The organism is Pedobacter nototheniae (assembly GCF_032678625.1).
Taxonomy (GTDB): Bacteria; Bacteroidota; Bacteroidia; order Sphingobacteriales; family Sphingobacteriaceae; genus Pedobacter; species Pedobacter nototheniae_A.
Genome location: NZ_JAVTSO010000009.1, coordinates 80999 through 107560, shown reverse-complemented (window position 1 = coordinate 107560; position 26562 = coordinate 80999). Strand labels below are relative to the sequence as shown.

At 34.1% G+C, this 26562-nt stretch carries 17 protein-coding genes; 11 read left to right on the top strand and 6 right to left on the bottom strand.

Annotated features, from left to right (window positions below; genetic code table 11):
- The first annotated feature begins 269 nt into the window (after window positions 1–269).
- From R2Q77_RS19930 to R2Q77_RS19885, 10 genes are all read left to right on the top strand, one after another.
- The gene (locus R2Q77_RS19930) at window positions 270–2024 is read left to right on the top strand and encodes an AAA family ATPase (protein ID WP_316805466.1); all 1755 of its coding nucleotides are present in this window, start codon (window positions 270–272) and stop codon (window positions 2022–2024) included.
- Complete coding sequence (locus R2Q77_RS19925) at window positions 2014–3327, top strand: 5-methylcytosine restriction system specificity protein McrC (RefSeq protein WP_316805465.1); 1314 nt, start codon at window positions 2014–2016, stop codon at window positions 3325–3327. The genes R2Q77_RS19930 and R2Q77_RS19925 overlap by 11 nt, the downstream gene beginning before the upstream one ends.
- 33 nt (window positions 3328–3360) lie before the next feature.
- The gene (locus R2Q77_RS19920; RefSeq protein ID WP_316805464.1) at window positions 3361–5514 is read left to right on the top strand and encodes an ATP-dependent endonuclease; all 2154 of its coding nucleotides are present in this window, start codon (window positions 3361–3363) and stop codon (window positions 5512–5514) included.
- An 11-nt stretch (window positions 5515–5525) separates the two neighbouring features.
- A complete protein-coding gene (locus R2Q77_RS19915) occupies window positions 5526–7409 on the top strand; it encodes a UvrD-helicase domain-containing protein (protein ID WP_316805463.1) in 1884 nt (627 codons plus the stop codon).
- A gap of 17 nt (window positions 7410–7426) precedes the next feature.
- A complete protein-coding gene (locus R2Q77_RS19910) occupies window positions 7427–8785 on the top strand; it encodes a hypothetical protein (protein WP_316805462.1) in 1359 nt (452 codons plus the stop codon).
- Window positions 8761–9450 carry a condensin complex protein MksE gene (locus tag R2Q77_RS19905; protein WP_316805461.1) on the top strand — a complete coding sequence of 230 codons (690 nt, stop codon included), beginning with the start codon at window positions 8761–8763 and terminating at the stop codon, window positions 9448–9450. The genes R2Q77_RS19910 and R2Q77_RS19905 overlap by 25 nt, the downstream gene beginning before the upstream one ends.
- Complete coding sequence (locus R2Q77_RS19900; protein ID WP_316805460.1) at window positions 9437–12580, top strand: hypothetical protein; 3144 nt, start codon at window positions 9437–9439, stop codon at window positions 12578–12580. The genes R2Q77_RS19905 and R2Q77_RS19900 overlap by 14 nt, the downstream gene beginning before the upstream one ends.
- Entirely contained in the window at window positions 12577–13509 is a 933-nt protein-coding gene (locus tag R2Q77_RS19895) for a hypothetical protein (RefSeq protein WP_316805459.1), read from the top strand. Before R2Q77_RS19900 ends, R2Q77_RS19895 begins: the two co-directional genes overlap by 4 nt.
- 473 nt (window positions 13510–13982) lie before the next feature.
- On the top strand, window positions 13983–14531 hold the full coding sequence (locus R2Q77_RS19890; RefSeq protein ID WP_316805458.1) for a GNAT family N-acetyltransferase: 549 nt from the start codon (window positions 13983–13985) through the stop codon (window positions 14529–14531).
- Window positions 14532–14795: 264 nt separating this feature from the next.
- Window positions 14796–15851, top strand: coding sequence for a serine hydrolase domain-containing protein (locus R2Q77_RS19885; RefSeq protein ID WP_316805457.1), 1056 nt, complete (start codon window positions 14796–14798; stop codon window positions 15849–15851).
- 88 nt (window positions 15852–15939) lie between these two features.
- Here R2Q77_RS19885 and R2Q77_RS19880 read toward each other — a convergent pair whose 3' ends face one another.
- The 5 genes from R2Q77_RS19880 to R2Q77_RS19860 all read right to left on the bottom strand — a co-directional run bounded on the left by R2Q77_RS19880 (window position 15940) and on the right by R2Q77_RS19860 (window position 23861).
- Window positions 15940–16590: a response regulator transcription factor gene (locus R2Q77_RS19880; protein WP_316805456.1), complete on the bottom strand. Its 651-nt coding sequence runs from the start codon at window positions 16588–16590 to the stop codon at window positions 15940–15942.
- An 84-nt stretch (window positions 16591–16674) separates the two neighbouring features.
- Entirely contained in the window at window positions 16675–17259 is a 585-nt protein-coding gene (locus R2Q77_RS19875) for a DUF4142 domain-containing protein (protein ID WP_316805455.1), read from the bottom strand.
- A gap of 2406 nt (window positions 17260–19665) precedes the next feature.
- Complete coding sequence (locus R2Q77_RS19870; RefSeq protein WP_316805454.1) at window positions 19666–22104, bottom strand: outer membrane beta-barrel family protein; 2439 nt, start codon at window positions 22102–22104, stop codon at window positions 19666–19668.
- A gap of 358 nt (window positions 22105–22462) precedes the next feature.
- The gene (locus tag R2Q77_RS19865; RefSeq protein ID WP_316805453.1) at window positions 22463–23296 is read right to left on the bottom strand and encodes an MBL fold metallo-hydrolase; all 834 of its coding nucleotides are present in this window, start codon (window positions 23294–23296) and stop codon (window positions 22463–22465) included.
- Between the two features lie 121 nt (window positions 23297–23417).
- On the bottom strand, window positions 23418–23861 hold the full coding sequence (locus R2Q77_RS19860; RefSeq protein ID WP_316805452.1) for a MarR family winged helix-turn-helix transcriptional regulator: 444 nt from the start codon (window positions 23859–23861) through the stop codon (window positions 23418–23420).
- 279 nt (window positions 23862–24140) lie between these two features.
- On the opposite strand from R2Q77_RS19860, the gene R2Q77_RS19855 reads away from it, so the two are divergent.
- Window positions 24141–25373: an MFS transporter gene (locus tag R2Q77_RS19855; RefSeq protein WP_316805451.1), complete on the top strand. Its 1233-nt coding sequence runs from the start codon at window positions 24141–24143 to the stop codon at window positions 25371–25373.
- Here the strand turns inward: R2Q77_RS19855 and R2Q77_RS19850 are convergent.
- Complete coding sequence (locus R2Q77_RS19850; protein ID WP_316805481.1) at window positions 25370–26383, bottom strand: LacI family DNA-binding transcriptional regulator; 1014 nt, start codon at window positions 26381–26383, stop codon at window positions 25370–25372. The two genes, R2Q77_RS19855 and R2Q77_RS19850, sit on opposite strands and share 4 nt — an antisense overlap.
- Window positions 26384–26562 lie beyond the last annotated feature (179 nt).

Sequence of the window (26562 nt, the reverse complement as noted above, 5' to 3'; positions counted from 1 at the left end):
GTATGAATTGTAATTTGTTACTTAATAAATTGCAATTCAATCACCTTTAATAATCACCTTGATAATGAATTTGATGTAACATATGAAAATAACTCTACTCTCTCTTGAATCAATACTGTATCAAGTAGAATATGAAATTTTGATTATCTAACAAGATCCCTCAAAGGCAAACGTTTAATGATGTTTTAACATTATTAGGTACATAACGAGTGCATAGCCAATTTAGAGTAATACATAAAGCCAATATATTATTAATCAAAGAATATTAAATGAAACCACATTGGGCTAAACAAGAAGTGTACGATTACTTTGACTCATTTTTAGAGCAAAGTATTTTAAATAATGATAGCTTTATAACGGAGAATAAAGATATTTTTTCAATTGAAGGTTTAAATAATTGCGTATCTGCCTTTGTTGACAATCCCGATACAGGTAACAGAAATTTTGACGAAAAATCAAAAGACCAGTTTGCAAAAACTTCTAAAGAAACAAAAGAAGTTTTTGCTCATTTTATTTGGTTATGGGGCTTACCTACTTCAGACATGAGAGTTTGGGGTAAAAAAAATGCTGTTATACGCTTTTTAGGAGATGAATATAATGATTTATTATCCGATATATTTGTCGATGAAGGAATTGGTTCAGCAGGACAACGGCATAAACTGAATAAGCCTTTTGAGATTTCTTATCTACTTTTATTATTTAGAGATGTAAAAATAAATTTAGTATCTAAAGGGATAAATGATATTCAATCTTTAAAGAAATATATTGAATTTCTTTGTAAAGAACTATATTATAACAATGATGAAACAGGATTAACAACAGATGAAAAACTAAAAAAGGTAAGTAAAGAATTTCTTGCTTTGCATCATATAATATTGCATTTGTGTAATCCAGATAAATACGAAGCCATTGCAGCTCAAAAACATAAAGATGCTATCATTAATACTTTTTTCAGTTTACTTGACAAAGAAAATACAGATGGTTTATGGGACGATATTGATGAAAGTATCTTGGCAATTAGAAAAAAGCTAGATGATGTTTTTGGGTATGAGATTAGTTTTTATGATGATGAAATACAAGATGCGTGGAACTTTGGAGAAAGTAAAAATGATATTTCCGAAGTTACCCTATTCGAATATAAAAAAGCAATGATTTTTTATGGACCTCCGGGGACGTCAAAAACTCATTCAGCTACTCGCTTAGCAGAATTACTAATTACAAAACAGTACTTCAGAAACAAACAAAATATCAAGGAATATTTTGAAAATTCAGATGAGATTTTTGAAAAACACATACATCGCTTACAGTTACACAGTAATTACAATTACGAAGATTTTATTGTAGGGTTGCATATTGAAGATAGCAAGAGTATAGCAAAACCTGGTTATTTGCTGAATCTGATTGATAAAGTCCGAGAAGATAAATTACCCCATATTTTGATATTAGATGAAATAAACAGAATGGATATATCCAGACTCTTTGGAGAATTATTCTCTGCGTTAGAGTATCGAGATAAAAAAATTAAACTATCAGTAGGAGACTTTGAAATCGCTCTACCCGAAAATCTATATTTCATTGGAACAATGAATGAAATTGATTTTTCATTAGAAAGAGTAGATTTTGCTTTACGAAGAAGGTTCTTATGGCAGTTTAAGGGATTTGACAGAAATATATTATGGCAGATAATCAATGAGAAAAGACACTCATTAAAAATCAGTATTAACGACATAGAAATAGAAACATTCATAAATAAATGTGAGCAGTTAAACAATGAAATCTCTCAAATTCCTGAATTGGGAGAAAATTATCAGATAGGGCACACGTTTTTTGCGGAGATAGTCGATATATTCAATTCATTTAGAAATATTCATTCAGGAAGACGTTATTTCCTAAATCAACCTGTAAATATTTTATGGGAAGTGAGTATTAAGCCAATATTACAAGCATTTTTAGGAAATATGGATAGTGATTCAAAGAGCCAAAAAATAAACCAATTGCAAAGAATATTCATCAATGCTGAATGATTACATCTATATTGAAGCTTTTGATTGCTTACCTTTTCCAAAGGAAAGGGTATCTGCTGATGTTTTACAAGCATTTATTAGTTCCCAAAGTGAAAGTGTATTTTGGTTTTCAAAGGAGTATCGTATTGATGAAGATTCAAAATTAGCTGAATACGACTATAAAAATCATTGCTGGATAGCTGGAAGATTCGTGGGGGAAGCTATTTTCTCTTTTCAAAATCAGGACTATAAAATCACGATCAAACCCCGATTTGGAGAAAAAATGCTTTTTAGGATGTTAGAGGAAATCTTCAATATTCGTATCACCTCTTCCATAAGTCAGGCAAATAAAAACAATGATTGGCAGCACTATATCAAACGTATCATTGCTTTTATTTGGCTACAAAAATTAGCGAATGCCAATTTACACGGATTGCCTAAGGTTCACATAAAAAAGGAACATAGCGGACAAATAATAAGAGGCAGATTAGATGTAAGAAAGTCTATCAAGCCATATTATCAAAGTAATGAAATTGTTTCAGCATATAGAGAACGGGAAATTGATAAAACAATTGCACAAATTATTTTTCAAGCGTACAATATCCTTAAAACAGAATTTGCAATTGGTCAAATAAATATTCCTGATTCTGCTCAAGAGGCACTTAACCAAGTGCATAGTACGATACAAAGCAAAAAACATATAAGCTATGATGATTATAGAAAAATAAGTTATAAAGAGATTTATCTAGGTTGGAAACCTATTGTGGATTTATCTTGGGACATTATCCGACGGAAACAAATCAGCCTGAAGCAAGACAAAGAAAAAAAAGGATTTGGCTTCTTTATAGATATGGCAGAAGTCTGGGAACAATATTTAAGAGCTATTTTAAAAAGAAATCTATCCAAAATTGGTTGGCAATGTATAAATGAAAAACAGATAGCTTATCCGAATCATTTTTATAAGCGAGAATTAGTACCTGATCTTGTATTTCAAAAAGGAGATGAAATTGCTATTTGGGATGCAAAATATAAAAAGATGTTGGGTAGATATTTTGATGTAGATCGTTCTGATTTTTTTCAAATACACACCTATATTCAGAACTTTCTGAATCATAAACTCGTTAAAGTTGGAGGGTTATTATATCCAATTTCTAACCGACCAGACTTTAATAATTATAAAAGCCCATATTTAATTAATGAACAAGGTGCTAAAGTCAATTTTGTTATTGATGGTATTGAATTAACTGAAGAAAGTGAAATTCAAAGTCCGATTGGTAAAGAACAAGAATTTATCAATCGTATCATAAATATAATTACACGATAGAGAATGATTGATAAAACTATAAACCAAAAATAAATGAAAATAAATTCTATTCATATACAAAACTTCAGAAAACTGAAATCGTGTAAGATCGATTTTTCAGAAAAGGAAACCATTTTCGTAGGAGCAAATAATAGTGGTAAAACGACCGCTATGGATGCGCTGATGATTTTCCTTAAAACAAAAAGTTTTAAAACCCAAGATTTTACACTCTGCCATTGGAAAAGTTTAAATGAAGTTGGAGAAAATTGGATTAAAGCAAATGAGCTAAAAGAAGAAGATAAATCTGTAAAACTATTGGAACAATATCTGCCAATATTGGACTTATGGATTGAAGTTGAGAATTCAGAGCTTCACTATGTAAGCCATATAATACCCACTTTGGATTGGAAAGGAGGCTTATTAGGTATAAGGCTACGATTTGAACCTAAAGATATGGATGAATTAATAAAAGAATTCATAACCCTTTATAATAAATCGAACAAGCTATCACAAGAAAAAGGAAAAGACTTTAAACTGTGGCCAAAAACATTTTGGGATTTCTGTGAACGTAAACTTAATGCTCATTTTACAATCAAAACCTATTTACTCGATCCTGATAAATATGATGAACAGCAAGAATTGTTAGACAATAATATAGCGTTAGAAGGAGATGTTTTAAAAGGACTAATAAAAATAGATATTATTAATGCTCAACGCGGATTCAGTGATGCAAATTCAGAAACTGTCGAAAGTAATAGTAGCAGGAACCTATCTTCACAACTAAGAGCTTATTATGATAAACATCTTAATCCAACATTAGAACCAACTGAAAAAGATATAGATGCATTAGAGTCTATAAATAATGCTCAAAATGACTTCGATAAAAATCTAAAAGAAAGCTTTAAGACATCTCTTTCAGAACTTGAAGAATTAAACTATCCAGGGTTTGGGAATCCTCAAATTCAACTATCAACCAAAGTTTCTACAGCCGATGGCCTTCAGCACGACTCAGCTGTAAAGTATTATCTGGATAAAGATTTATCATTACCCGAAAAGTATAATGGATTAGGTTATCAAAATCTTATATCAATTATCTTCAAATTAATACGATTTAGAGATGAATGGATGAGAGTAGGAAAAAATGCAGTCACTGACGATGAAGTTATTGAACCATTGCATCTAGTTTTAATTGAAGAACCTGAGGCTCATCTGCATGCGCAAGTTCAACAGGTTTTCATTAAGAAAGCTTATGATGTATTGCGTAACAATATAAATTTAAAAGACAAGAAAGATTTCACAACACAATTGGTCATTAGTACACATTCCAGTTATATCGCTCACCAAAAATTTGAAAGTTTACGGTATTTTAAAAGAAATAATTCTTTAGCCCTTCCTACATCAGAGGTGATTAGTCTGAAATCAGTTTTTGGCATAAAAGAAAAAGAGACCGAAAAATTTGTGATTCGATACCTGAATACAACGCATAATGATTTGTTTTTTGCCGATGCCGTTATTTTAGTAGAAGGCCCTGCCGAAAGAATTCTCCTACCACATTTTATAAAGAATGAAAATTGCTTGTTAGATAGCTGTTATGTAACAATTTTAGAAATTGGGGGGAGTCATGCCCACAGATTAAAGCCCCTCATTGAAAAATTAGGTTTGATCTGTTTGGTTATTACTGATGTTGATTCTATCAACCCAAATGACAATGGGAAGAAATGTCAGCCAGAATTAGGCAATAATTATAAAACAAATAATGACACCCTCAAAACCTGGCATCCGCAAAAAGAACTCTTAGATGAATTGTTGAATTTAAACTCGGATGATAAAATAAAAAAAGATTTGCCAATTAGGGTAGCTTATCAAAAAGCAATCGAATTTGACAATGGCGGTGACAAAATCATTGTTTATCCCTACACATTTGAAGACGCATTGGTCATTGAAAACAAGGATAACTTTAAAGCTATTGCTGATGCTACAGGTCTTTTGAAAAAGATGATAGAAGCTTCTAAAAAAGATGATTTAAAAGAGTTAGTGCAAGAAACATATACAATCATTAACGACAAACAAGCCAAAAAAGCAGAATTTGCCTTAGATGTTTTATATTTTGAAGACCCCAAAAAGATAAAAACTCCTTCTTATATAAAAGAAGGTTTAAACTGGATTGAAGAACAATTAAAAAGTAATAAACAAGGATTAATCAACTAAACATAAATCTAATGGCTGAATATACTAATGAAATAGATGCTCCAGTTGATGATGTGATTTATGAAAGTATTAAACCCTCATCACCCCAAAGCTTTTTCCTTTTTGCAGGTGCAGGTTCAGGAAAAACAAGAACACTTGTAAATGTGTTGGCCCGCTTTAAAGAGGAATTTGGACAGGAATATAAATTAAGAAATAAAAGAATTGCAATCATTACCTATACTAACGCGGCTGCCAATGAAATCACTCATAGGCTAGAATATAGTTCAATATTTAATGTTAGCACAATTCATAGTTTCTGTTGGGAATTAATAAAGAGCTTTACGCCCGACATCAAAGCCTGGATAAAGAGTAATTTAATTGTTGAAATAGCAGAATTAGAAGAAGAACAATCTAAAAGTAGAAATCTAAATAATAAGACTTCTATTGGTAGGGCAAAAAAAATAGAGTCAAAAAATAAAAGACTTGCATCGCTTGAAACGATTCAAAAGTTTATTTACAACCCCAATGGGGATAACCTAACAAAAGACTCCTTAAATCATACCGAGGTAATTTCCATTACTGCTGATTTTATTAAATCAAAAGACCTGTTCAAACAAATCCTGATAAACAAATACCCTGTTATCCTTATAGATGAAAGTCAGGATACTAAAAAGGAGTTAATTGATGCATTATTTGAACTTCAAAGTCAATATGAAGAAAGACTTTCGCTGGGGTTGTTTGGAGATACAATGCAAAGAATTTATTCAGATGGAAAAGAAAATCTGGGAATCGGATTACCAGAGAAATGGGTTAAGCCTGTGAAAAAAATGAATCATCGTTCAAAATCAAGAATAATTGACTTTATAAATAAAATTAGAGAAGATATAGATGGTCAGGAACAATTTCCACGTATTGAAAATAAAGGTGGAATTGTCAGGTTCTTTGCTGTTTCCCGCACAAAAAGTAAATCTGAGACAGAAGAACAGATTCGCCAGAAAATGCAGGAAGCAACAAAAGATGATAAATGGACTGGAGATACTGCTGAAATCATGACTTTAACATTAGAGCATCATATGGCTGCAACAAGAATGGGATTTTCCACTTTCTTTAATCCTCTTTATACTATTGACAAGCTAAAAACGGGTTTATTAGACGGCACTTCATCTTCAATTAATTTATTTTCGAAAATAGTTTTACCCTTATATAAAGCTCATATTAAGAAGAATAAATTTGAGATTGCTAATATCATAAAGCAGCACTCACATTTAATAGATAAACAGACATTAGAAAATGATGCCAATAAATTAGAATTATTGCATACTACAAATGATAAGGTCATTGAATTACTGTCTTTGTGGAATGAAGATAACAATCCTACACTAAATGAGATATTAAAGAAAATACAAGAAACTAATTTGTTTAAAATTCCGCCCGTGCTAAAAGTTGTTTTACAGAGAGGAGGCATTGATACCGAAAATAGTGTTGACAATGATGAAATAGATGAAGAAGATGAAGTTTTCATAGCCTGGGAAGAAGCATTAAAAGCCAATTTTACCGAGATCGTAAAGTATAATGAATATATAAATGAAGAGTCGAAATTTGGAACGCATCAAGGCGTTAAAGGACTCGAATTTGAGCGTGTAATGGTTATTATTGACGATGAAGAGTCAAAAGGATTTATGTTTAGCTACGATAAATTATTTGGATTAAAGCCACTTACTCCCACTGATAAGAAAAATATAGGTGAAGGTAAAGAAACAGGAATAGATAGAACGATGCGGCTATTTTATGTAGCTTGTAGTAGAGCTAAAGAAAGTTTGGCTATAGTTGCCTACACGGATCTACCAGAAGAACTAAAGAAAAATGTCATTAGTAATGGGTGGTTTAACAATGATGAAGTAGTAGTTATTATTTAAAAGAGTTGGTTTACAATATGAGTTCTGAAGCATTATATAACCAATATAACCTCCTTCTACCATCACAATTTGATGGCGGTTACCTGATTATAGCTCTAGACGAAAAAATAGAAGCGGGCGACCTAGATGAGCAATTTACGCTAAAAGAAATTGAAGAGACATTGACGGAAATTAGTCATCGTTTTGAACAGCCATCAGTACGTCAATGGCACCATATAAAAGACAATCTATTTCATTACATTATCAAAAACCATTTAGATGAGCCAGGAAAATACTTTCTAACTGACTACGCAAAAAGTCTGTTGGACATGATGCGTAACAAACTTAACAGCCCCTATAAAAATCAGCCCTTAAAGAAAAGCTTCGAAGAATTTTTCACCCTTCGTATTGAAGAAATTAAAGAGATAGAAGATTTAGAAAGAAAGTTTGGAAGAATGGTCATGTCTTTTCCAAAGAAAATAATTACAGACCATTTGGAAGGATTGGATGATGAGCTAAGAGAAGCATATATTAAGTTGAATAAGCTACTAGGCAATGATATACAAGAGGCTGTAGCTTTAGTAAAAGCATTTGCATTAACATTTAGAAAATTTGGGGAAAGAGCTGAAGATATCACAGAGGTAGTAAGAAGTAAAGATAAATTTCTAAGAGAGCTTCAGATGGTAGTAGATCAATTTTTTGCAGCAATTGATCATACAAAACTTTCAACCGATGAGGTTTTAAAAAACAAAAAAGTTGAAGATTGGAAACGGTCAAGTGAGATATACAAGGACATAGAAAAATTCTTCACTATAGTTGATCATAAAATTAACGCTTCAAGACGACAAATATACAATGCAAGCGAAAAACTGAGTGAGCTGCAAGAATATTTTTCTACCCGTGCAAATTACAGGTTACAAATACAAAAACTTTTGGGCTATGTGTTGCAAACTGCAAAATACAGTGCAAATGGTATAGTCCTAGAAAAAAACTTCCCACTAAAGTCTTTGGTTTACGAGCAGTCAAAAATGTTCTACCTAAGACATCATGAGTTTACAAAACAGCAACCTAATGCGCTTATTATTATACCATCCGACGAAGCATATGAGAGAGAAGAACAGGATAAAATAGAGCATGAGATCAACCGACAACAAACAATTAATGAATGGGTAAATAAAGTCAAACAGCAACTTTCGGAACGTAAAAATATAGTACTTGACGAATTAATGAATACTATTTTTACAGAAGAGAAAGACTTTTCGATTGCCTACGGTGTAGCCTCAGAAGTTGTTGCTTTAGCTTCTGAAAATCCCGACATTAATATTGAAATTAAGCAACAATTAACTGCTACCCAACAAAATGAATTGGCATTATGGAAGATAAAAATAACGACATAACGTCTTATGGGTTTCTATTTGAAGAACGAGTGGAGAAGCATTTTGCTGACGTTAACTTTATGCTTTTGTCTGGAAAGCATATTGACGAAAAATATTACACAGCTTTCTCCTTATTGGAAGATAATGCAGAACAGTTCACTCGATTTTATAAAAACCTATACAATCTTAATCTTGTAGCCGATAGATTTGATGGTCGCTCCTATTTCTATCTTGATTTTTTCGATACTGCAAAAGGCAAGTTTACGGATAGTTCTCGCCACAAAGAACTTACAGAAACACAAACATTGGTTGGCCTGATGTTATTAGATATTTATTATAAACGTTTTTTCGATGAACATAAAATTGTTCGTTGGGCTGAACTAAGAAATATTATTTTAGAAAGTGAGCAGCAAGATGCTTATAAAAGAATTCTGTTTAGCGAAGTACGTGCATCAAATACCTACGATGCCCGTGAATGGGGTAATGTACATAAAAAAATAAATTCTGTAATTGATCTATTTGATAAGATTGGATGGGTAGAAAAACAAACGCCATCCGAGGATGTACCAGATTTTGAAATAAAGCCAGCAATCAACCGCCTAGCAAAAATTTACGAACGCGAGCTTACGGACTTCGAAGCATTTGTTTTAGAGCTAAAAAAAGAGGACAACGATGATATATCCTAAAATTTACTCGCTTTCAACAGTGGGCATGATTAAACACTACAATCATGACTATCTATTTCACCACAAACGCACTGATTTCATTGGGTCAAATGGAGTGGGCAAATCTATTTTGGCCGATCTCTTACAACTCTTATTTATATACGACAAGGACCTCATTAAATTTGGTACAGAAGATGTTAAGGAGACTCGTTTTATCCATACACTTCCCTATCAAACTACTTTTGCTTATTGCTTCTTGAACATCATTGTTGAAGAAAATAAATTTATTACCATAGGTGTTCAAATCCATAGTCAAGATAGAAAAAGACTTGTTCCATTCATTATTACCAAAAGTGCTGAACTCAATAAGGATTTATCACAACTCGCACTGAATAAAGATGATGTGTTGTTTTCTAAAAATTTTATTAAAAACAAAACGATACCTGACATACAAGACCTAGCTGAATGGTTAAATGATGAAAGAAAATTAAAATTAGTCTTTTTTAAAAACCGAGAAGAGGTTCAAGACTATTACAATTTTTTAAGTAACAAGGAAATACTACCTATCAACCTATCAAGAGAAAACAACCTAAAGGCTTTTGCGAAAATAATTCAGTCTTTTTCAAAAGCTAAAACGCTTAAGTTATCAGGTAAAGACGCCTCTAAGAACTTAAAAGAATTTTTATTAGAAGAAGCTGAAGGAGACATCCAGTTAGATTTTGAAAAGAAGAAAACAGAACTTGAAAAAGTATTGAAAGAGTTTAATCGTTTACATGAATATACAGTACAGTTGGAAAACATGCAAAAGTGTTTGGGAACTCTAGACCTACAAGATCAAACTTACAGCGAGTTGCTAAAAGAATACAAAGTAGCTGAAATAAGTAATTGTAAGCTTGACCTAGATTTACAAAAAAACTTAGAAGCGGAGGGATTAAAAACATTAAACCAACAAAATGAGAATTTAAAGAAGCTTGAAAAGCTGAGTGAGAAAATTCCTTATCTAGAAGATGAAATACAAAAGCGGTATAAGACAGCCGAAAAAAATCACGAACAAGCGTATCGCTACAAGCAGTTAAAAGCAAATATAGAAACGCTGGATACTCAAATTATTGAATGGACAGAACTTGTATTGCCAGAAATAGATGGGAGTTGGGGGAATCTTGTTGAGAAAGTAGACATTTCTATAAGGACTGTAGTCGAAATGAGGAAAGAAATTAGTTTTGCCCAGCCTTATTTAAAAAAGTATTCTAAACTTGAAATTATCGAACAGAAAAGAGACGAGCAGTTAGTTGAACTGGATAAAATAAAAGTTCAACTCCTTTCAGATAAAGAACATAAAGAAAAACTATTAAAATTACTTAATGACAATCAAGATGGTAATGTTTTGCATTGGTATATTAATACCTTGCCTACTTTGAGTTTAGATGCTATACAAGCTGTTTTATATTTCGCAACGCTATCAACCGCTGAAATTCAATCACCTATTAACAAGGATCGTTATATTAATACAGATGAATTAGGTAACATTCAGATAAATAAAACAGACAAAGGTATTTGGATAAGCCTAGGGACGTTATCAGAGTTTATAGCTCACAACCCCGATGCTACTTTGCTGACTAACCATTCTGAATTGAATACAGGGATGCAGCAGCTTATTATCAAGCTAGAAAATGAAGTAGCTGAAATAGAAAAAAAGCTACAAGCGCTGAAAGATATAAGAGATGGCTTAGATTATGATCAAACATTATTCGAGTATGAATTTTCCCCTGAAATATGTGATGCTTCGAAAATTAATCAGCTAAAGATTGCCGTGTCTTGTATTCTTCTGAGAGATGAAAATATAGAAACATTTGAGTTAGCAAAAAGAAAAGACGAAAGAGCATTACATATCTTAAAAGAAGAATTTAATATTCTACACGATGACTCAGATGTAGAGCTAAATTTAAAAAATTTAAAAAATCATTGGTTTAGACGGATTACTAGAATATCGAAGTATTCAGGACAAAAAGAAGAAGAACTAAAAGCTTTAAAGAACGATATAAAAACAACAAAAAAAGATCTGGAAATTATTGCTGGAAATATTATAAAAAATCAAAAAGATTTTGATCGATTAAACACCGATTTTTATAGGTATTTCGATGAAAACGAAATACCATTTAATGTTGAAACAATCCAATTACCTGAGCTAAAAGATAAAACTGAAAAAGCATATGACAACTACAAAAGAACATATATTGAAACTGTTTCCAAATTCGAAGAAACTAAAGGAGGAAAGCACATTGAGGTAAATTACGAGCTTCAAAAGCATACATATTCGTTCGGTGTACTAGAACGGGCTTTATTGGGTAAAAACTTAAAAACAAGGGACGACATTATTCCAGCTTTAAAGGATGCAAATAACGAACGAACGCGAATTGCCGATGGCATAAGAGACAGGATGTTAGAAATTTTCTCTAAAACAACTAAGGGTTACAATAATTACAAAAATCAGATTCAATCTATTGGTACTTTTTTCTTAAATAGAAAGAGAATAAGTAATAAATACCTATTTAATGTAAAATTTGATCCCAACCCTATTGTTAAGATTGAAGATATTCAGAAAATGGCTTATGATATACGGAACGCTGCAATAGATGGACAACTAACTTTTTTCTCTAACCAATCTGTCACTGATTTTTTAGAGGATTTTTTTAAAAAATTAGCAGGTTTAAATGAGAAAGTGCCAATTACCCAGCTTTTAGACCCAAAAACGTATTTTCACATTTCCGCAACCCTAGAAGATGAGTTTGGAGGAGATGTTTCAGGTAGTACAGGAGAAAGTTATTCGGCAATTGCCTTGCTCGCTGTAGCAAGGTTATCAAACCAAAAAGAAAAAACAAAAGGGCTCCGCTTCATGATTTTAGAAGAGTTAGGAAGTCTTGACGATATTAACTTTAACATTTTTCCAGAAATAGCAGAAGAGTTTCACTATCAGATTATCACCATGGCACCACGTTCTTTCAACATTGGTATATCGGATGAATGGTTTGCACATCATTTGATTAAAGGAAAGGTAAACGATAAGATTAACTATTACCCATCTTCATCCTATTTTAAAACAAAAGATTTTAAAGAACAGCTAAGTACCTATTTGAATAAGACAGCAGAATGAACTGGATAGAATTAAGAGCACTAAATAAACTTTATAAAGATGAGGAGGTAAAGTTAAACGATACTTTAATCAATAGTAACGAGATTAACTATTTGATTAACTCTCTTAGGAAACTTGAAAAAACGCATAAGAAACTATCACCTTTACCTGGCTTCTCTGAAATTTACAAACGTGATTATTTAGCAAAATTCAATCGGTATGAAACTTTTTTAGCCAATACTGGGCTTTTAAAATCTCAACTCCGTTTTGACGAGAAAGATATTGAAATACTTACAGGTATAAAAGAAGACATGGACAATGGCAATATAGAACCATTGCGAAAGCAAATCATAAAAAATGAGGCAACTGTTAGAGTAGTATCTTTAATGTTTTTCAAAAATGAGAAGTATCTATTGGGAAAAGAGGCTCTAATCAATGCTGTAAAATTACTTTTGGATATTGATGAATTGGCTGATGATAAAGACTTGCAATACAAATACGTGCTTGAATGCAACAGTCCAAAATGTATTGTACTCTGTGAAAATATAGATTTCTTAAAGCGTCCAACATTGGCCAGAGCTAATCATATAGAATTATGGTATGCTGGAGGCAAGAATGTAAATAAACTCGATTTTTCTGATACTAGAGGATTACCTATTTATTATTCATGTGATTGGGACTATGATGGACTGTATATCATTTATCCTTTAGTAAAAGAAAAAATACCAAATATTGAACTACTTACGCCAAATGGTACTCCAAAAGGTATTGTAGAAACTGAGCATAATAGTAAATGGGAGAACATCAAGGATAGAAATATAGAATATCTATTAACAGCTAACCAATCGGATATTATGAATGATTTAATAAAGAGCAACCAATGGATAATAGAAGAGTCTAATGATTTCCTTAATATGCTTAAGGAATTTTCTTTAGATCAAGTAGATTAGTTTTTATGGCTTATATAGAGTTTGTTAATGTATGAAATATAATGCATTAACCCTATTTTAAGCTTTAATGCGTTATATTTCATACAAAAATGAAGTTTTAAAAAACTAAATAATTTTCATTTTTGGAGACTAATTTTTTTAAATCTTCAAGAAAATGGTTCGAAAATTGTCCCGACAGGACGACTACAGAGGACAAAACGGATTTATTTCTGTTTTGTCCTTTTTTATTAACAGCTAAGTCGCTTGGTAAATTATCTACAAAACTATTTAATTCTCAGATTTTTTATACGCTAATCGGCTTCAGTTTCTGCGTCAGATTCACACAAAGCAATAGAATAAACTTTTATTTATAACTTTAGCTTCAGTTACAGGTTGACGATTTCAAATGCCGCCTACATTGCCAGGCTTTGAGACACTGTTGGCTTGAAGCTTTCGGGCTTTAATAAATAGACAAACCAGAAATCCTAACCAGAATGTTAGATTTAAGCTTTACTCCTTTCCCGAGCCTGACAACAGACCGTCTTATTTTACGGCAATTAAACAGTGACGATGCAAATGAAATTTATTTGCTTCGTTCAGATGAAAGTGTAAACAAATATCTTGGCAGAGATAAAGCAACCGTAATTGACGATGCGACTAACTTCATAAATAAAATCGCAACCTCAGTTACGAATAATGAATCGCTTTATTGGGCAATTACTATTAAAGGAAACAACTCGCTAATTGGAACAATCTGTTTATTTAGCATAGATATTGAAAAAGACAGCGCAGAAATTGGTTACGAATTGATCCCGAAATTTCAAGGCAAAGGATTTATGCAAGAATCTATTTCAACTGTTATTAAATTTGCATTGGATAATTTAAGGATCAAAACAATAACAGCCGTGCTAACTGCTGACAATTCTAAATCTGTCGCCATTTTAGAACGAAATAACTTTAAGTTAGACAGAAATTTTACCTACGCATCAAAAGAAGAATTAGAAAATTTGATATGCTTTTATTTAGAAGAATCAAATCAATAAATTCAAGGAACACTTTTTTATACAATATAGTAGGTTGTGTCCCAATACCTTCATCTGCTTTCTAAAAGGACACTTTCTTTAAGATCTGCCGGATATCTTCGTTCAGGCTTTTCACGTTGGTCGTGCCGTGGCAATAATCTATCCATTTGCTTAGGGAAAAGAACATAGGTTAATACCATGATGTTTATAATAAAACTTCTTGATTTTAAATATTATGTAACTTCTCTATTTAATATATGTCTATTGAATATATAACCTAATTAAATGCGCAAAATTTTAATCATCATACTTCTATCTATTTTTAGTCATTATACTTTTGGGCAAACAAAAAAAGTAAAAGAATTGATTGAATCTTATGCCGCTGAACATCAGTTTAATGGAACGGTATTAATCCAAAAAGATTCAAAGGTAATTTATCATAAAAGCTTTGGAGTGGCCGAAAGGGCTTTCAATTCACCAATTGCAAATAATACCAAATACCAGGTTTGCTCTTTCACCAAAACATTTACAGCGGTTTTAATTCTTCAGCTTGTTGAACAAGGAAAGATTGATTTAAATAAAAAGATAATTGATTACTTGCCTGATTACAAGGGGGAGGGTGGTTCTAAAGTATCTGTTCATCAGCTGTTGAACCACACATCCGGAATGAAAAATACGGATACAGCTAAAGATGAAAATTTTTTAAAGTATGGAATCGGTTTTTACCATAAGCCTTACCAATTAAAAGAGATTGTAGCTAATTTTTGCTCAAACCCTATGGTGAATGAACCTGGAACTAAATTCGATTATAATAATGGAGAATACATGATTTTAGGTCGTATTTTGGAAGTAATTTATCAAAAGACTTATGAACAAATACTGAATGAACAGATTCTTATTCCATTGAAAATGTATGATTCGGGGCTTATTTCTCATTATAAACTGATAAAAAATTTGGCAACTCCTTATTATAAGGCTAAAGCACTGGATCATTTAATCCCAAATATTCCAATTTATGTGGAAGATTTTTCTGCCGCAGGAGCCATGTATTCCTGTACATCCGATATGATCAAATTTAATAATGCTCTTTTTACTTTTAAGCTGATTAAAAAAGAAACTTTAGATCGGCTTTTAACACCTGGGCTTGATGGATATGGATATAGTGTTTGGATTCGCGGTGTTGAAAAGTACAAACGAATGGAACGTTACGGAAGAATAGCAGGTGCTAACGGCGTGTGGTTTCATTATTTGAATGCAGATTTAAGCATAATCATCTTATCAAATACCAACCTGACTGACCTTGGCGACTATGCAAGCAAAATAGGGACGGCGATTCTTTAAAACCATGTTAAGGAAACAGCAGGAAAGAGAAGCGAAAGGATTCAATTAAGAGAAGTTAGCAATTTCAATAGGTTTTTTTTGAAAAAATCTATTGAATTAAGCCATTAACCAAGGCAAAGCGAATTAAAGCAGCCGTATTTTTCATGCCGGTTTTGTCGATTAAAGCCTGCCTATGTCCTTCAATAGTGCGTTTGCTTAAAAAAAGTTTATCTGCCATTTCGTTATTCGTATAACCTTCGGCAACCAAGTGCAGAACTTCTATTTCGCGGGAAGAAAAATCAAGGGGTTGTTGTGCATTTGTATTGAAATAGTTTGTTTGTCGCAGTATTTTATCCAATAGCTTTAAACCAATTTCGTTACTCAAATAGCGCTCGCCTCTATATACCTGTCTGACTCCAAAAATGAGTTCTTCTTTCACAATGTTTTTCAGTAAATACCCCGTTGCACCTTCGTTAAACGATTGTATAATTTGCTGTTCGTTATCCAGCATAGAGAGCATAATAATTTTAATATCCCCGTTAAGCTTTTTAATTTTCCCAATTAATGTAATACCATCCATTTCAGCCATGTTAATATCCGTTAGGACAAGATCAACCTGCTTGTTTTTTTGAATCAGTTCCATCGCTTCATGTCCGTTGGCCGCTTCTCCAATAATGGTAATTTCCGGGTCAGATTCAAGCACCATTTTAATGCCATTTCTGACGATATGGTGGTCTTCAACTAAAATAATTTGTATCATTTATTTAAGAGTGGGAGTGAATTTGTACAAAAGCTAAAAAATCCCGAAGTTGCCCCCGGGATTTCTTTTTCAGGTGCTTTAAACCTATTTAATGCTGTCGTGAATTTTGTTGATCATATCTAAATGTGCCTGAACAACAGGAGCGGTTTTGTTGGCAAAAGCTTTTAATTCGGCATCTTTACCATCTTTACCTTCGTCCTGCATTAATTTTAACGTTTTTTTATGTCCGTCAACCATGGTTTCAACATATTTTTTGTCGAAATCATTTCCGGTTAATTTACCAAGTTCTTCTGCTTTTTTCATGTGCTCGTCATCAACATTCGTTGGTAAAGTAATGTTTTTGGTGGCGGCTAAGGTCATTAATTCTTCATTTGCTTTGCCATGATCGGTTACCATCATAGTAGCAAACTCTTTTATTTTGGCATTTGCACTTTTTTGAAGGGCAAGTTTACCTAAGGCAACTTCTGCCATGCCGCCATTAGCAGCAGTGGTTGCAAATTTAGCATCCGCTTCATCTACGGCAATGCCACCTGTAGCAGCAACATTTGTAGTTGTATCTTTGGCTTTATTTAAGCTGTCTGCGCTTTCTTTAGCGTCTTTTGTGTTGTTGCATGCCTGGAAAGCCAGTGCGGCTAAACCTATTGTGCATACGTAAATTAATTTTTTCATGGTTTTGTTGTTTTATAATACAACACGTTAACCGCGATATGGTTTCATTAAAAATATTTATCAAGGTTAAGTCCGTAAGTAAAGTTCAAGTTTTCGCTATTTATGAGGTTGAATTTATTGCGGTTGTTAGGCTCCAACCGTTCATTTCCTGATTATCATTTATTGGTGTTGACCGGTGATAACACCAGCCATAAAAAAAAGCGTACGTCATGCGAGTAGGAACGAGGAAGCAATCTTTAAAGTTTGATTTAATATTACGGATAACTTTTTGTTTTGGAAAGCAAAGCCAGTGGTTCTTAGGAACTTTGTTCCTGCTTTACGCTGTATCCCGATAAAAAAAATCGGGGATGCCGCTACAATCAGGTTTATGAATGCAAATCAGTGTTTTAAAGAACTCGCTTTGTACTTAAACCCGATCTGAGTGAATGCCCCGATCTTTTATCGGGCAGCAACGGGAGCGGGGCTATAAATGCGACATGCTCCAACCGCTCATTTCCTGATTATCTTTTATTGGTGTTGACCGGTGATAACACCAGTCACATGAAAAACTTCGTTCGTACGTCCCCCTGAATTTATTTCAGGGTCTCCGTTGCAAAAAGATGCTGAACTAAATTCAGCATGACAAAAACATACGTCATTGCGAGGAGGAAGGACGAAGCAATCTTTCCGTTAATGTGTGGTATTAATAGTTAACTAATTTCAAGTAAATAACAAAGATTGCTTCACCCCATTATGCTGGCAGACGCTTCAGCTCGCAATGACGAATAGGGTAAATTAAACTTTTAACTTAACTTTTGGTTGGTATTATCACCAATCAATGGAAATTCCCTAATTTTCTTTATTTGGAAAGCAAAGCCTGTTGTTCTTCGTAAACTTCGTTCCTGCTTTACGCTGTATCCCGATAGAAAAAATCGGGGATGCCGCTACAATCAGGTTTATGAATGCAAATCAATATTTTAAAGAACTCGCTTTGTACCTAAACCCGATCTAAGTGAATGCCCCGATCTTTCATCGGGCAGCAACGGGAGCGTGGATACAAATGCCATATATTCCAACTGTTCATTTCCTGATTATCTTTTATTGGTGTTGGCCGGTGATAACACCAGCCACAGGAGAAATTTCGTTCGTACGTCCCCATGAATTTATTTCAGGGTCTTCGTTGCAAAAAGATGCTGAACTAAATTCAGCATGACAAAAACATACGTCATTGCGAGGAGGAAGGACGAAGCAATCTTTCCGTTAATGTGCAGTATTAATAGTTAACTAATTTCAAGTAAATAACAAAGATTGCTTCACCCCATATGCTGGCAGACGCTTCAGACCGCAATGACGAATAGGGTAAATTAAACTTTTAACTTAACTTTTGGTTGGTGTTATCACCAATCAATGGAAATTCACTAATTTTCTTTATTAGGAAAGCAAAGCCTGTTGTTCTTCGTAAACTTTGTTCCTGCTTTACGCTGTATCCCGATAGAAAAAATCGGGGATGCCGCTACAATCAGGTTTATGAATGCAAATCAGTGTTTTAAAGAACTCGCTTTGTACCTAAACCCGATCTGAGTGAATGCCCCGATATTTTATCGGGCAGCAACAGGAGCGGGGCTGCAGCTCCCTAAATGCGAACAACTGTTCATTTCCTGATTATCTTTTATTGGTGTTGGCCGGTGATAACACCAGTCACATGAAAAACTTCGTTCGTACGTCCCCCTAAATTTATTTCAGGGTCTTCGTTGCAAAAAGATGCTGAACTAAATTCAGCATGACAAAAACATACGTCATTGCGAGGAGGAAGGACGAAGCAATCTTTCCGTTAATGTGCAGTATTAATAGTTAACTAATTTCAAGTAAATAACAAAGATTGCTTCACCCCATTATGCTGGCAGACGCTTCAGCTCGCAATGACGAATAGGGTAAATTAAACTTTTAACTTAACTTTTAGTTGGTTATCAGCAATCAATGGAAATTCCCTAATTTTCTTATTAGGAAAGCAAAGCCTGTTGTTCTTCGTAAACTTTGTTCCTGCTTTACGCTGTATCCCGATAGAAAAAATCGGGGATGTCGCTACAATCAGGTTTATGAATGCAAATCAGTGTTTTAAAGAACTCGCTTTGTACCTAAACCCGATCTGAGTGAATGCCCCGGTCTTTCATCGGGCAGCAACAGGAGCGGGGCTGCAGCTCCCTAAATGCGAACAACTGTTCATTTCCTGATTATCTTTTATTGGTGTTGGCCGGTGATAACACCAGCCAAAGAAAAAAGCGTACGTCATTGCGAATAGGAACGAGGAAGCAATCTTTAAAGTTTGATTTAATATTACGGATAACTTTATTGTTTTGGAAAGCAAAATCTGCGATCAAAGTGAAATTTACCTATAAATGTGTTTTTAAAGACGATTTTTTTTGCTAATTAACCGCCTGATTTACTTCCGCCGCTTTTTACGTCATCGTTATTAATACTTCTTTCATTCTTTTTAATGGATCCTTTAAGTTTTCCAAATTTCCAGTTTAAACTGGTATTAAACGATCTTGCAATATTCTGACTGCTATTTGCCTGGCTAAAGTTTTCGCCTTCAGTATTGGTTCTGAAGTACCTGAATTTCATAAAAGGGTTATTAATGCCGGCCGTTATGGTAAGCTTATCCTTAATAATTTCTTTACTGCCGCTTAAAGACATGTAATAATAACGACCGGATTTACCTTGCAACATTACATCCGGACTATTGTAACTAAAACTTGCATTAACACGCCATCTACTATCAAATTTATATCCGGTATTTGCATAAGCATAACCCGTAATGCCTTTATTGCTGGTTAATACGCCATTAATTAAGCCTTCTATCCAAATGTAACCCAGGTTGCCACTCACACTTAAATTCCATTTTGGAGTGATCGGATAATTGATGTTTAAATTGGTTTGCAGTTTTTTGTCTTTTCCGATGTTTTCAAAAGTCATACTGGTTATTTTGGTTAAATCGTCATATACATAAACGCTTTGTACGGTATTATTTGCATAGTTATAGCTCAATCCAAGATTAATCGATCCCTTTTTAAATTTGCTGTAAGACAGTTCGAAGTTGTTGCTTAATACGGCCTTTAAATCAGGGTTACCTGTAGAGGTGAAATTTGGTGTAGAGCGGTCAATAAATGGATTTAGGTTATCAATGCCTGGTCTTTCAATTCTTTGGGTAAAGCCAAAGTTTAAATTGCTATTGTCTTTAAATTTACGGTTAATGGAGAATGAAGGAATTACGTTAGTATAATCTGTATTTACATTAGAAGCATTGCTGATGAAATCGGCCTTTACAAAAGTAGTTTCAATACGAACGCCAGCTTTAAAACCCCAGTTGGTTAAGTTTAAGGTGTAAGAGTTATAGGCACCAATAATATCCTGGTTATTGTTAAAGATGTTGGTTCTGGTTGGATCGATAATGTAATCACCCGATGTATTCTGGCTCTGGTATTCAAAATCACTATCGTTATCCCTTAAAATACCTTTCAAACCCCCTTCAATATTTAACTTTTTAACCGGGTGTATATAATCCAACTGGATGGTTTGCTCTCTGGATTTGCTATCGTTATGCTGAATGTAATTCGGGTCGGTGAAGTTTATTCTGTTGTTAAAGGTCAGGTTATTATCCTGTGGGTTGCTGGAGTTGCTGTATTTGTAAGAAAAGGTTAATAGCCTGTCTTTATTGCTTTTAAAGCCAAGCTGGTAGTTTAAAGTTGCATCAAAACCACCCCAGCCATAACGGGTTTTGTTAAATAAATTATAGGTCGTGTTTTGATTAAGGGCAGCCAAATTGTAATCCTGTATATTGGTTGATTTGTTGTAGCCCCCGTAAGGATTTAGTTCTGCAGTAACCAAGTTCAGACTGTCTATTTCATAGCTTAATTCTGCTCCACCATAGCGGAAATTGTTTTTAAACTCTCTTGTGCCTAAAATGGATAAATTAGTTGGGTTATCGCCGGTTGTTACCCTTGAATTAATTGTCTGGGTTTCTGGCGAATTGTAAAAACCTGTGCCACCATAAGCCGTTGCACCAAACTTTCCTTGTTTAACTGTAATCATTCCGCCAATACCGGGGCCACCAACCGGAAATTGATGACGAAGATTAATGTTTCCATTATATCCATTATCAATTTTTTTATTGGTGATGATGTTAATGATGCCCGAAAGCCCTTCGCTATCGTATTTAGCCGGTGGCGTCGTAATTACTTCAATTTTCAGAATAGAAGAAGCCGGCATACTTCGCAATACGTCTTTAGGGCTTCTTGCTACCATGCTTGATGGTTTGCCATTAATTAATATTTTATAATTGCCACTGCCTTTAAGCTTAATGTTATCATCAGCATCTAAAGAAAGTAAAGGTACTTTACGCATCATGTCCAGTGCTGTTAATACCTTGCTTTCCGGGTCAGCCTGGATGTCATAAGATATCCGGTCAACTTCTTGTTTAATCAGGGGTTTTGAAGCGCTTACCGAAATTTCAGACAAGTTATTGGTTTGCGAAGCAACGGTAATGTTTTGGAGATTTACAACGGGCTTTTCAGCAGTAATTTCAACACTGGTGTTTTTTGCATTATAACCAACAGCAATAGCCAAAACGGTATATTTTCCGATAGCAACTTTTTCGAAACTAAAACTTCCATTAGCCGCCGTGACAATGGTTTTAGTAACAGTATTATCTTTTTTCAAGGCAATAGTCATAAATTCTACAGGTTTTTTGCTTGCTGAATCTATTGCTATTCCCTTAATTACACCAGGAAGATCCTGGGCTTTGGTTAATTGGGTAGAAAAAAATAAAAGAGAAAATGTGCAGAAGAGGACGTAGAGGTTTCGTGTCATGTTTTATACAGGCAATTGGTTTTGTCTTGATTAGTTTAGTTAAAGATGCATAAAACATTCTTTTCCATAAGACGAAAAACTAAAGAAATAGTTGCATGGATTTTATATTTTTTTTCTGAAAGGATAAAATATTTTTTTTTGATGATTTTATTTATATCCGCTGTAAGCTTAAAAGTTAAATATGATATTTTTAAAGCGCAGATAAGCAGGGTTTTACTGGTGTAAGAAAGGGGCTTAAATCCATAAGCCCCAAATAAACCAAACAAACTATTTATGAAGTTTATATAAAACCAGCACGTCTAAAAAATGTTTTATTTTTTGTTATTTTTTTTATGAAGAGAAAATAAAAGGTCTTGTATTAAAATAAATTCAACTGTTCAGGTTGATATAAGGACGGGTCAAAATGATATTTTTCAGCTTGTTTGGCATCGCCAATAAAATAAACTTCACTTTCCTCATACCTGGAAGCTACTTTAACAAAAATTTTGCCGGCGGCAGTCTTAAATAATTGTTCAACCAATTGAGGATCGTTATTGTCTTTAGATAAATGACTCAGCAATAAATGACTCATGTAATCGGGCTTGTGGTTTAAAAATAAATCCAGCGCCTCTGTATTACTTAAATGGCCCCTTCCGCTGGTTATCCTTCTTTTTAAATAGTATGGGTAGCGGCCATTTTCAAGCATTTCTTTATCGTAATTGGCTTCAAGAAAAGCGGCATGACAGTTTTTGAAGTGATGAATCAGGCGATCGCAAACCGAGCCTATATCTGTAAATACACCCACCCTGAAATTTTTGCATTCAACAGTGAAGCTGTAAGGATCTGCTGCATCATGAAATTTAGAAAAGGCCGAAATCTTTAAGTTTCCAATGGTTATGGATTGTAAATGTGTTAGCGGAAATACATTGTTTTCATTAAGCAATAAACGACTACTTTTTAAAGTAGCCTCACTGATATACACCGGCAGGTTGTATTTTTTGGCAAAAACGGCAAGCCCCTTGATGTGATCGCTGTGCTCGTGTGAAATAAAAATAGCTTTAATTTTGGTAATGGCTAAACCAAGCCTGTGCATCCTTTTCTCTACTTCCTTGCAGGATAAGCCTACATCAACTAAAATTGCTTCCTGATCGTTGCCCACATAGTAACAGTTGCCGTTACTCCCCGAATTTATTGATGTAAAATAAAGTGCCATTTGACTTGCAAGATAAGGCTAATTTATGAAGCTGGCAAAATCATAAATGAATTATGACATGCCCAAAAACTTGAATCCGGATTGGTTTTAATTTTTCCCTGAAGTACTTTGTACGCAGAAATTAAACCCTTATCCCATTGTATTCAACTAAGCGGGAGAGTAGAGGCAAAAAAGCCTGGATTAAATTAATTTCTTCGGCAGAAAAAATCTCTTCCATAGTTTTAGCCAACCATTCTTCTTTAATTTTTCTGGTTGCGCTAATGTGTTTTTCACCATATTTGGTTAAGCCAATGTAGGTTTTTCTTTTATCCTCTTCGCTCGGAAAACGCTCTACGCACTGGGCGTCGAAAAGGCGGTTAATAATCTGAGATATAGCCTGTTTGCTTACCCGCTCCATTTCTGCCAACTCAGTAGATAGTAATTTCCCATGTTGTTCTAATAACGACATGGTAAGCAATTCTGCATTGCTGAATTCAGAACTTACATTTTGCTTACGCAACTGGCGCGTTAGCCGGGTTACGGTGCTTCTTAATCGTGCAGCAATTTCCTGTGTTTTTGAAGGCATGGTATTGGTAAATAAACTTTACAAATATAACGCTATTTTTCTTAATAATTGAGATGGTTATGAGTGCGCTGGATTTTAGTTTTGACGAGAACGGCTGTAGGATTGATTGTTGTTTGAGGTGCTGGGGATTGAAGTTTATGGTTTTACGATGTAGATTGTGCGTGAAATTGGAATTAGTAAACATGTTTTGTGATTTAAATATGATAAAACCTTGCTTTTTGCGTTTGCTATAGTCTGCCGAAAACTCTATTTTTGTAAAGTTACTTTACTATTTTAAACATGACAATTTTTCGTTCACTAAGGCATTATAATTACAGGTTATTTTTTACAGGTCAATCCATTTCATTAGTGGGTACATGGATGCAGCGTGTAGCCATAAGCTGGTTGGTTTACCGTTTAACGGGCTCGGCTTTTTTACTGGGTTTAATTACTTTTCTAAGTTTAATTCCTTCACTGGTACTTGCGCCTTATGCAGGTAGTTATGTGGATAGACACAATAAATTTAAGATTCTCATCATTACACAAGTTGTTTTAATGCTGCAGGCTGGAGCTTTAGCGATAATGATCTGGTTTAAATATTATGATATGTTCTGGATTGCAGGTTTGTCGCTGGTGCAAGGCTTAGTTAATGCGTTTGATGTAACCGCCAGGCAATCTTTAATGGTAAACCTGGTAGAAGATAAAGAAGATTTACCAAATGCCATTGCCTTAAACTCTTCAGTATTTAATGCGGCGAGGTTAATAGGGCCTGCATTGGCGGGTGTTATATTAAGCACATTGGGCGAAGACATGTGTTTTTTAATCAACTTTGTTAGTTTTATTGCTGTACTGGTTTGTTTACTGATGATGAAACTGGATTTAAAGGTGGTTCAAAAATCAACTGAAAATATATGGGTAGATTTAAGGAAGGGTTACGAATACCTGAAATCTTCGCCTGATTTGGCATCGATGGTGATATTGATGGCTGCATCCAGTTTACTGGTTATTCCTTTTACAACGTTATTACCTGTATTTGCAAAAGATATTTTTAATGGCACGGCCACCACTTTTGGCTGGTTTGAAAGTGCTGCTGGTTTAGGTGCATTTTTTGGTGCAATTTATATGGCTACCTTAAAAAAGGGAAATAACATGCAAAAAATAATCATTTACTCTGCCTTATTACTTGCTGTGGCCATAATTGCGCTGGCTGTTTCACCATCATTAATTTTAGCCTTGTTTTGTACAGGTTTGGCTGCACTGGGTTTAATGGCACAAACATCATCTATTAATACGTACCTGCAAACCCATGCCGATGACGCCATGAGGGGAAGAACTTTAAGCTACTACATTATGGCTTATCAGGGTGTGTTGCCAATAGGCAGCCTGCTAATGGGGTATTTTGCCCACCAGTTTGGCACGCAAACCGTTGTTGCTTTTGAAGGGATTGCAGGTTTGTTAATTGTTGTTGCTTACATCTACAATGAGAAAAACCGCCACGCTATAAAAAGAAACAGAATACGTTTTGCAAATTAATGAATCACGAGCTTGCAATCAACCATAACTTTTTGGTAATCCTGTATTTGTATTTCGCGGTTAATTAATTGCAGGAGTAGTTTTATGGCATTTTCTCCTACAGATTCTGGATTTTCTTCAATGGATGCAACTGGAGGTGAGTCCAGGTAACTGATAAATGGCGTATTCCCAAAACCAATGCATTCAATCTCATTAAATTTTGGGTGATTAATAGAGCGAAGGTATTTAATCGCGTCAAATAAAATAGGTTCTTTAAATGCCACCAGTGCGGTAGGAATTACGTCCGGATTGGTAAACAGGTTTTGTATGGCTGAAATGGTGTTTTCCTGGTCAAAATCTGTATAGGCCACTAAGTCTGCCTCAAAGGGTACATTATTATCTTTTAATGCATTGATGTAACCATTAAAACGATCGTGGGTAAAATTGATCATTTTTGGCCCCCCAAGGTAAGCGATCTTCTTGTGCCCTCTGTTAATTAAAAACTGAGTAGCCTGGTAACAACCCTGAAAAGTATTGCCTAAAACTTTATGGCAATTGAGGTTAAAGCTTGGATTTCGGGTATAATATACAACCGGTACGCCCATATTTTCGAACTGATCCAGGTGTTTAAAATCCTGTGTATTTTTAGAAATTGCAATGATTAAACCGTCCACACGACTTTTCATCAGCATGTCGGCCAACTGTATTTCTTTTTCCAATTCATCATGAGACTGGCTGATGATTACATTATAACCATGTTTCATGGCAAACTGCTCTACACCATAAATACTTCGGGTAAAAAAATGATCTAATAAATTAGGTAAAATGATGCCGATAATACGGGATTTTCTTTCCTTTAAATTTATGGCCGACTTATTAGGCGTAAAATTCAGGTCCCTGGCCATTTCCTGCACGCGTTTCTTCGTGTACTCGTTAATGGTGGGGTAATTATTAAGGGCTTTGGATACTGTTGATACTGACATCTTTAGCCTTTCAGCCAAGAATTTAAGTGTAACAGGGGTGTTATTCATCATCTTTATCAATCTCTATGCATAGATAAGAAAAAAAAACGGAAAATTATTTCAAACGTTTGAAATACCACCGCAGTGGATTTTAGCTGTTTTTGTGGTTTTTGGAAACATTATATCGTTTTAGCTTTTCTAAATTCGTTAATCATTATTCCACACTAACCAGATAAATATGACCAAAC

Bases quoted from the DNA above. Each gene is read 5' to 3' on its own strand.
- R2Q77_RS19930 (WP_316805466.1), top strand. From the start codon at position 270: ATGAAACCACATTGGGCTAAACAAGAAGTGTACGATTACTTTGACTCA.
- R2Q77_RS19925 (WP_316805465.1), top strand. From the start codon at position 2,014: ATGCTGAATGATTACATCTATATTGAAGCTTTTGATTGCTTACCTTTT.
- R2Q77_RS19920 (WP_316805464.1), top strand. From the start codon at position 3,361: ATGAAAATAAATTCTATTCATATACAAAACTTCAGAAAACTGAAATCG.
- R2Q77_RS19915 (WP_316805463.1), top strand. From the start codon at position 5,526: ATGGCTGAATATACTAATGAAATAGATGCTCCAGTTGATGATGTGATT.
- R2Q77_RS19910 (WP_316805462.1), top strand. From the start codon at position 7,427: ATGAGTTCTGAAGCATTATATAACCAATATAACCTCCTTCTACCATCA.
- R2Q77_RS19905 (WP_316805461.1), top strand. From the start codon at position 8,761: ATGGAAGATAAAAATAACGACATAACGTCTTATGGGTTTCTATTTGAA.
- R2Q77_RS19900 (WP_316805460.1), top strand. From the start codon at position 9,437: ATGATATATCCTAAAATTTACTCGCTTTCAACAGTGGGCATGATTAAA.
- R2Q77_RS19895 (WP_316805459.1), top strand. From the start codon at position 12,577: ATGAACTGGATAGAATTAAGAGCACTAAATAAACTTTATAAAGATGAG.
- R2Q77_RS19890 (WP_316805458.1), top strand. From the start codon at position 13,983: ATGTTAGATTTAAGCTTTACTCCTTTCCCGAGCCTGACAACAGACCGT.
- R2Q77_RS19885 (WP_316805457.1), top strand. From the start codon at position 14,796: ATGCGCAAAATTTTAATCATCATACTTCTATCTATTTTTAGTCATTAT.
- R2Q77_RS19880 (WP_316805456.1), bottom strand. From the start codon at position 16,590: ATGATACAAATTATTTTAGTTGAAGACCACCATATCGTCAGAAATGGC.
- R2Q77_RS19875 (WP_316805455.1), bottom strand. From the start codon at position 17,259: ATGAAAAAATTAATTTACGTATGCACAATAGGTTTAGCCGCACTGGCT.
- R2Q77_RS19870 (WP_316805454.1), bottom strand. From the start codon at position 22,104: ATGACACGAAACCTCTACGTCCTCTTCTGCACATTTTCTCTTTTATTT.
- R2Q77_RS19865 (WP_316805453.1), bottom strand. From the start codon at position 23,296: ATGGCACTTTATTTTACATCAATAAATTCGGGGAGTAACGGCAACTGT.
- R2Q77_RS19860 (WP_316805452.1), bottom strand. From the start codon at position 23,861: ATGCCTTCAAAAACACAGGAAATTGCTGCACGATTAAGAAGCACCGTA.
- R2Q77_RS19855 (WP_316805451.1), top strand. From the start codon at position 24,141: ATGACAATTTTTCGTTCACTAAGGCATTATAATTACAGGTTATTTTTT.
- R2Q77_RS19850 (WP_316805481.1), bottom strand. From the start codon at position 26,383: ATGAATAACACCCCTGTTACACTTAAATTCTTGGCTGAAAGGCTAAAG.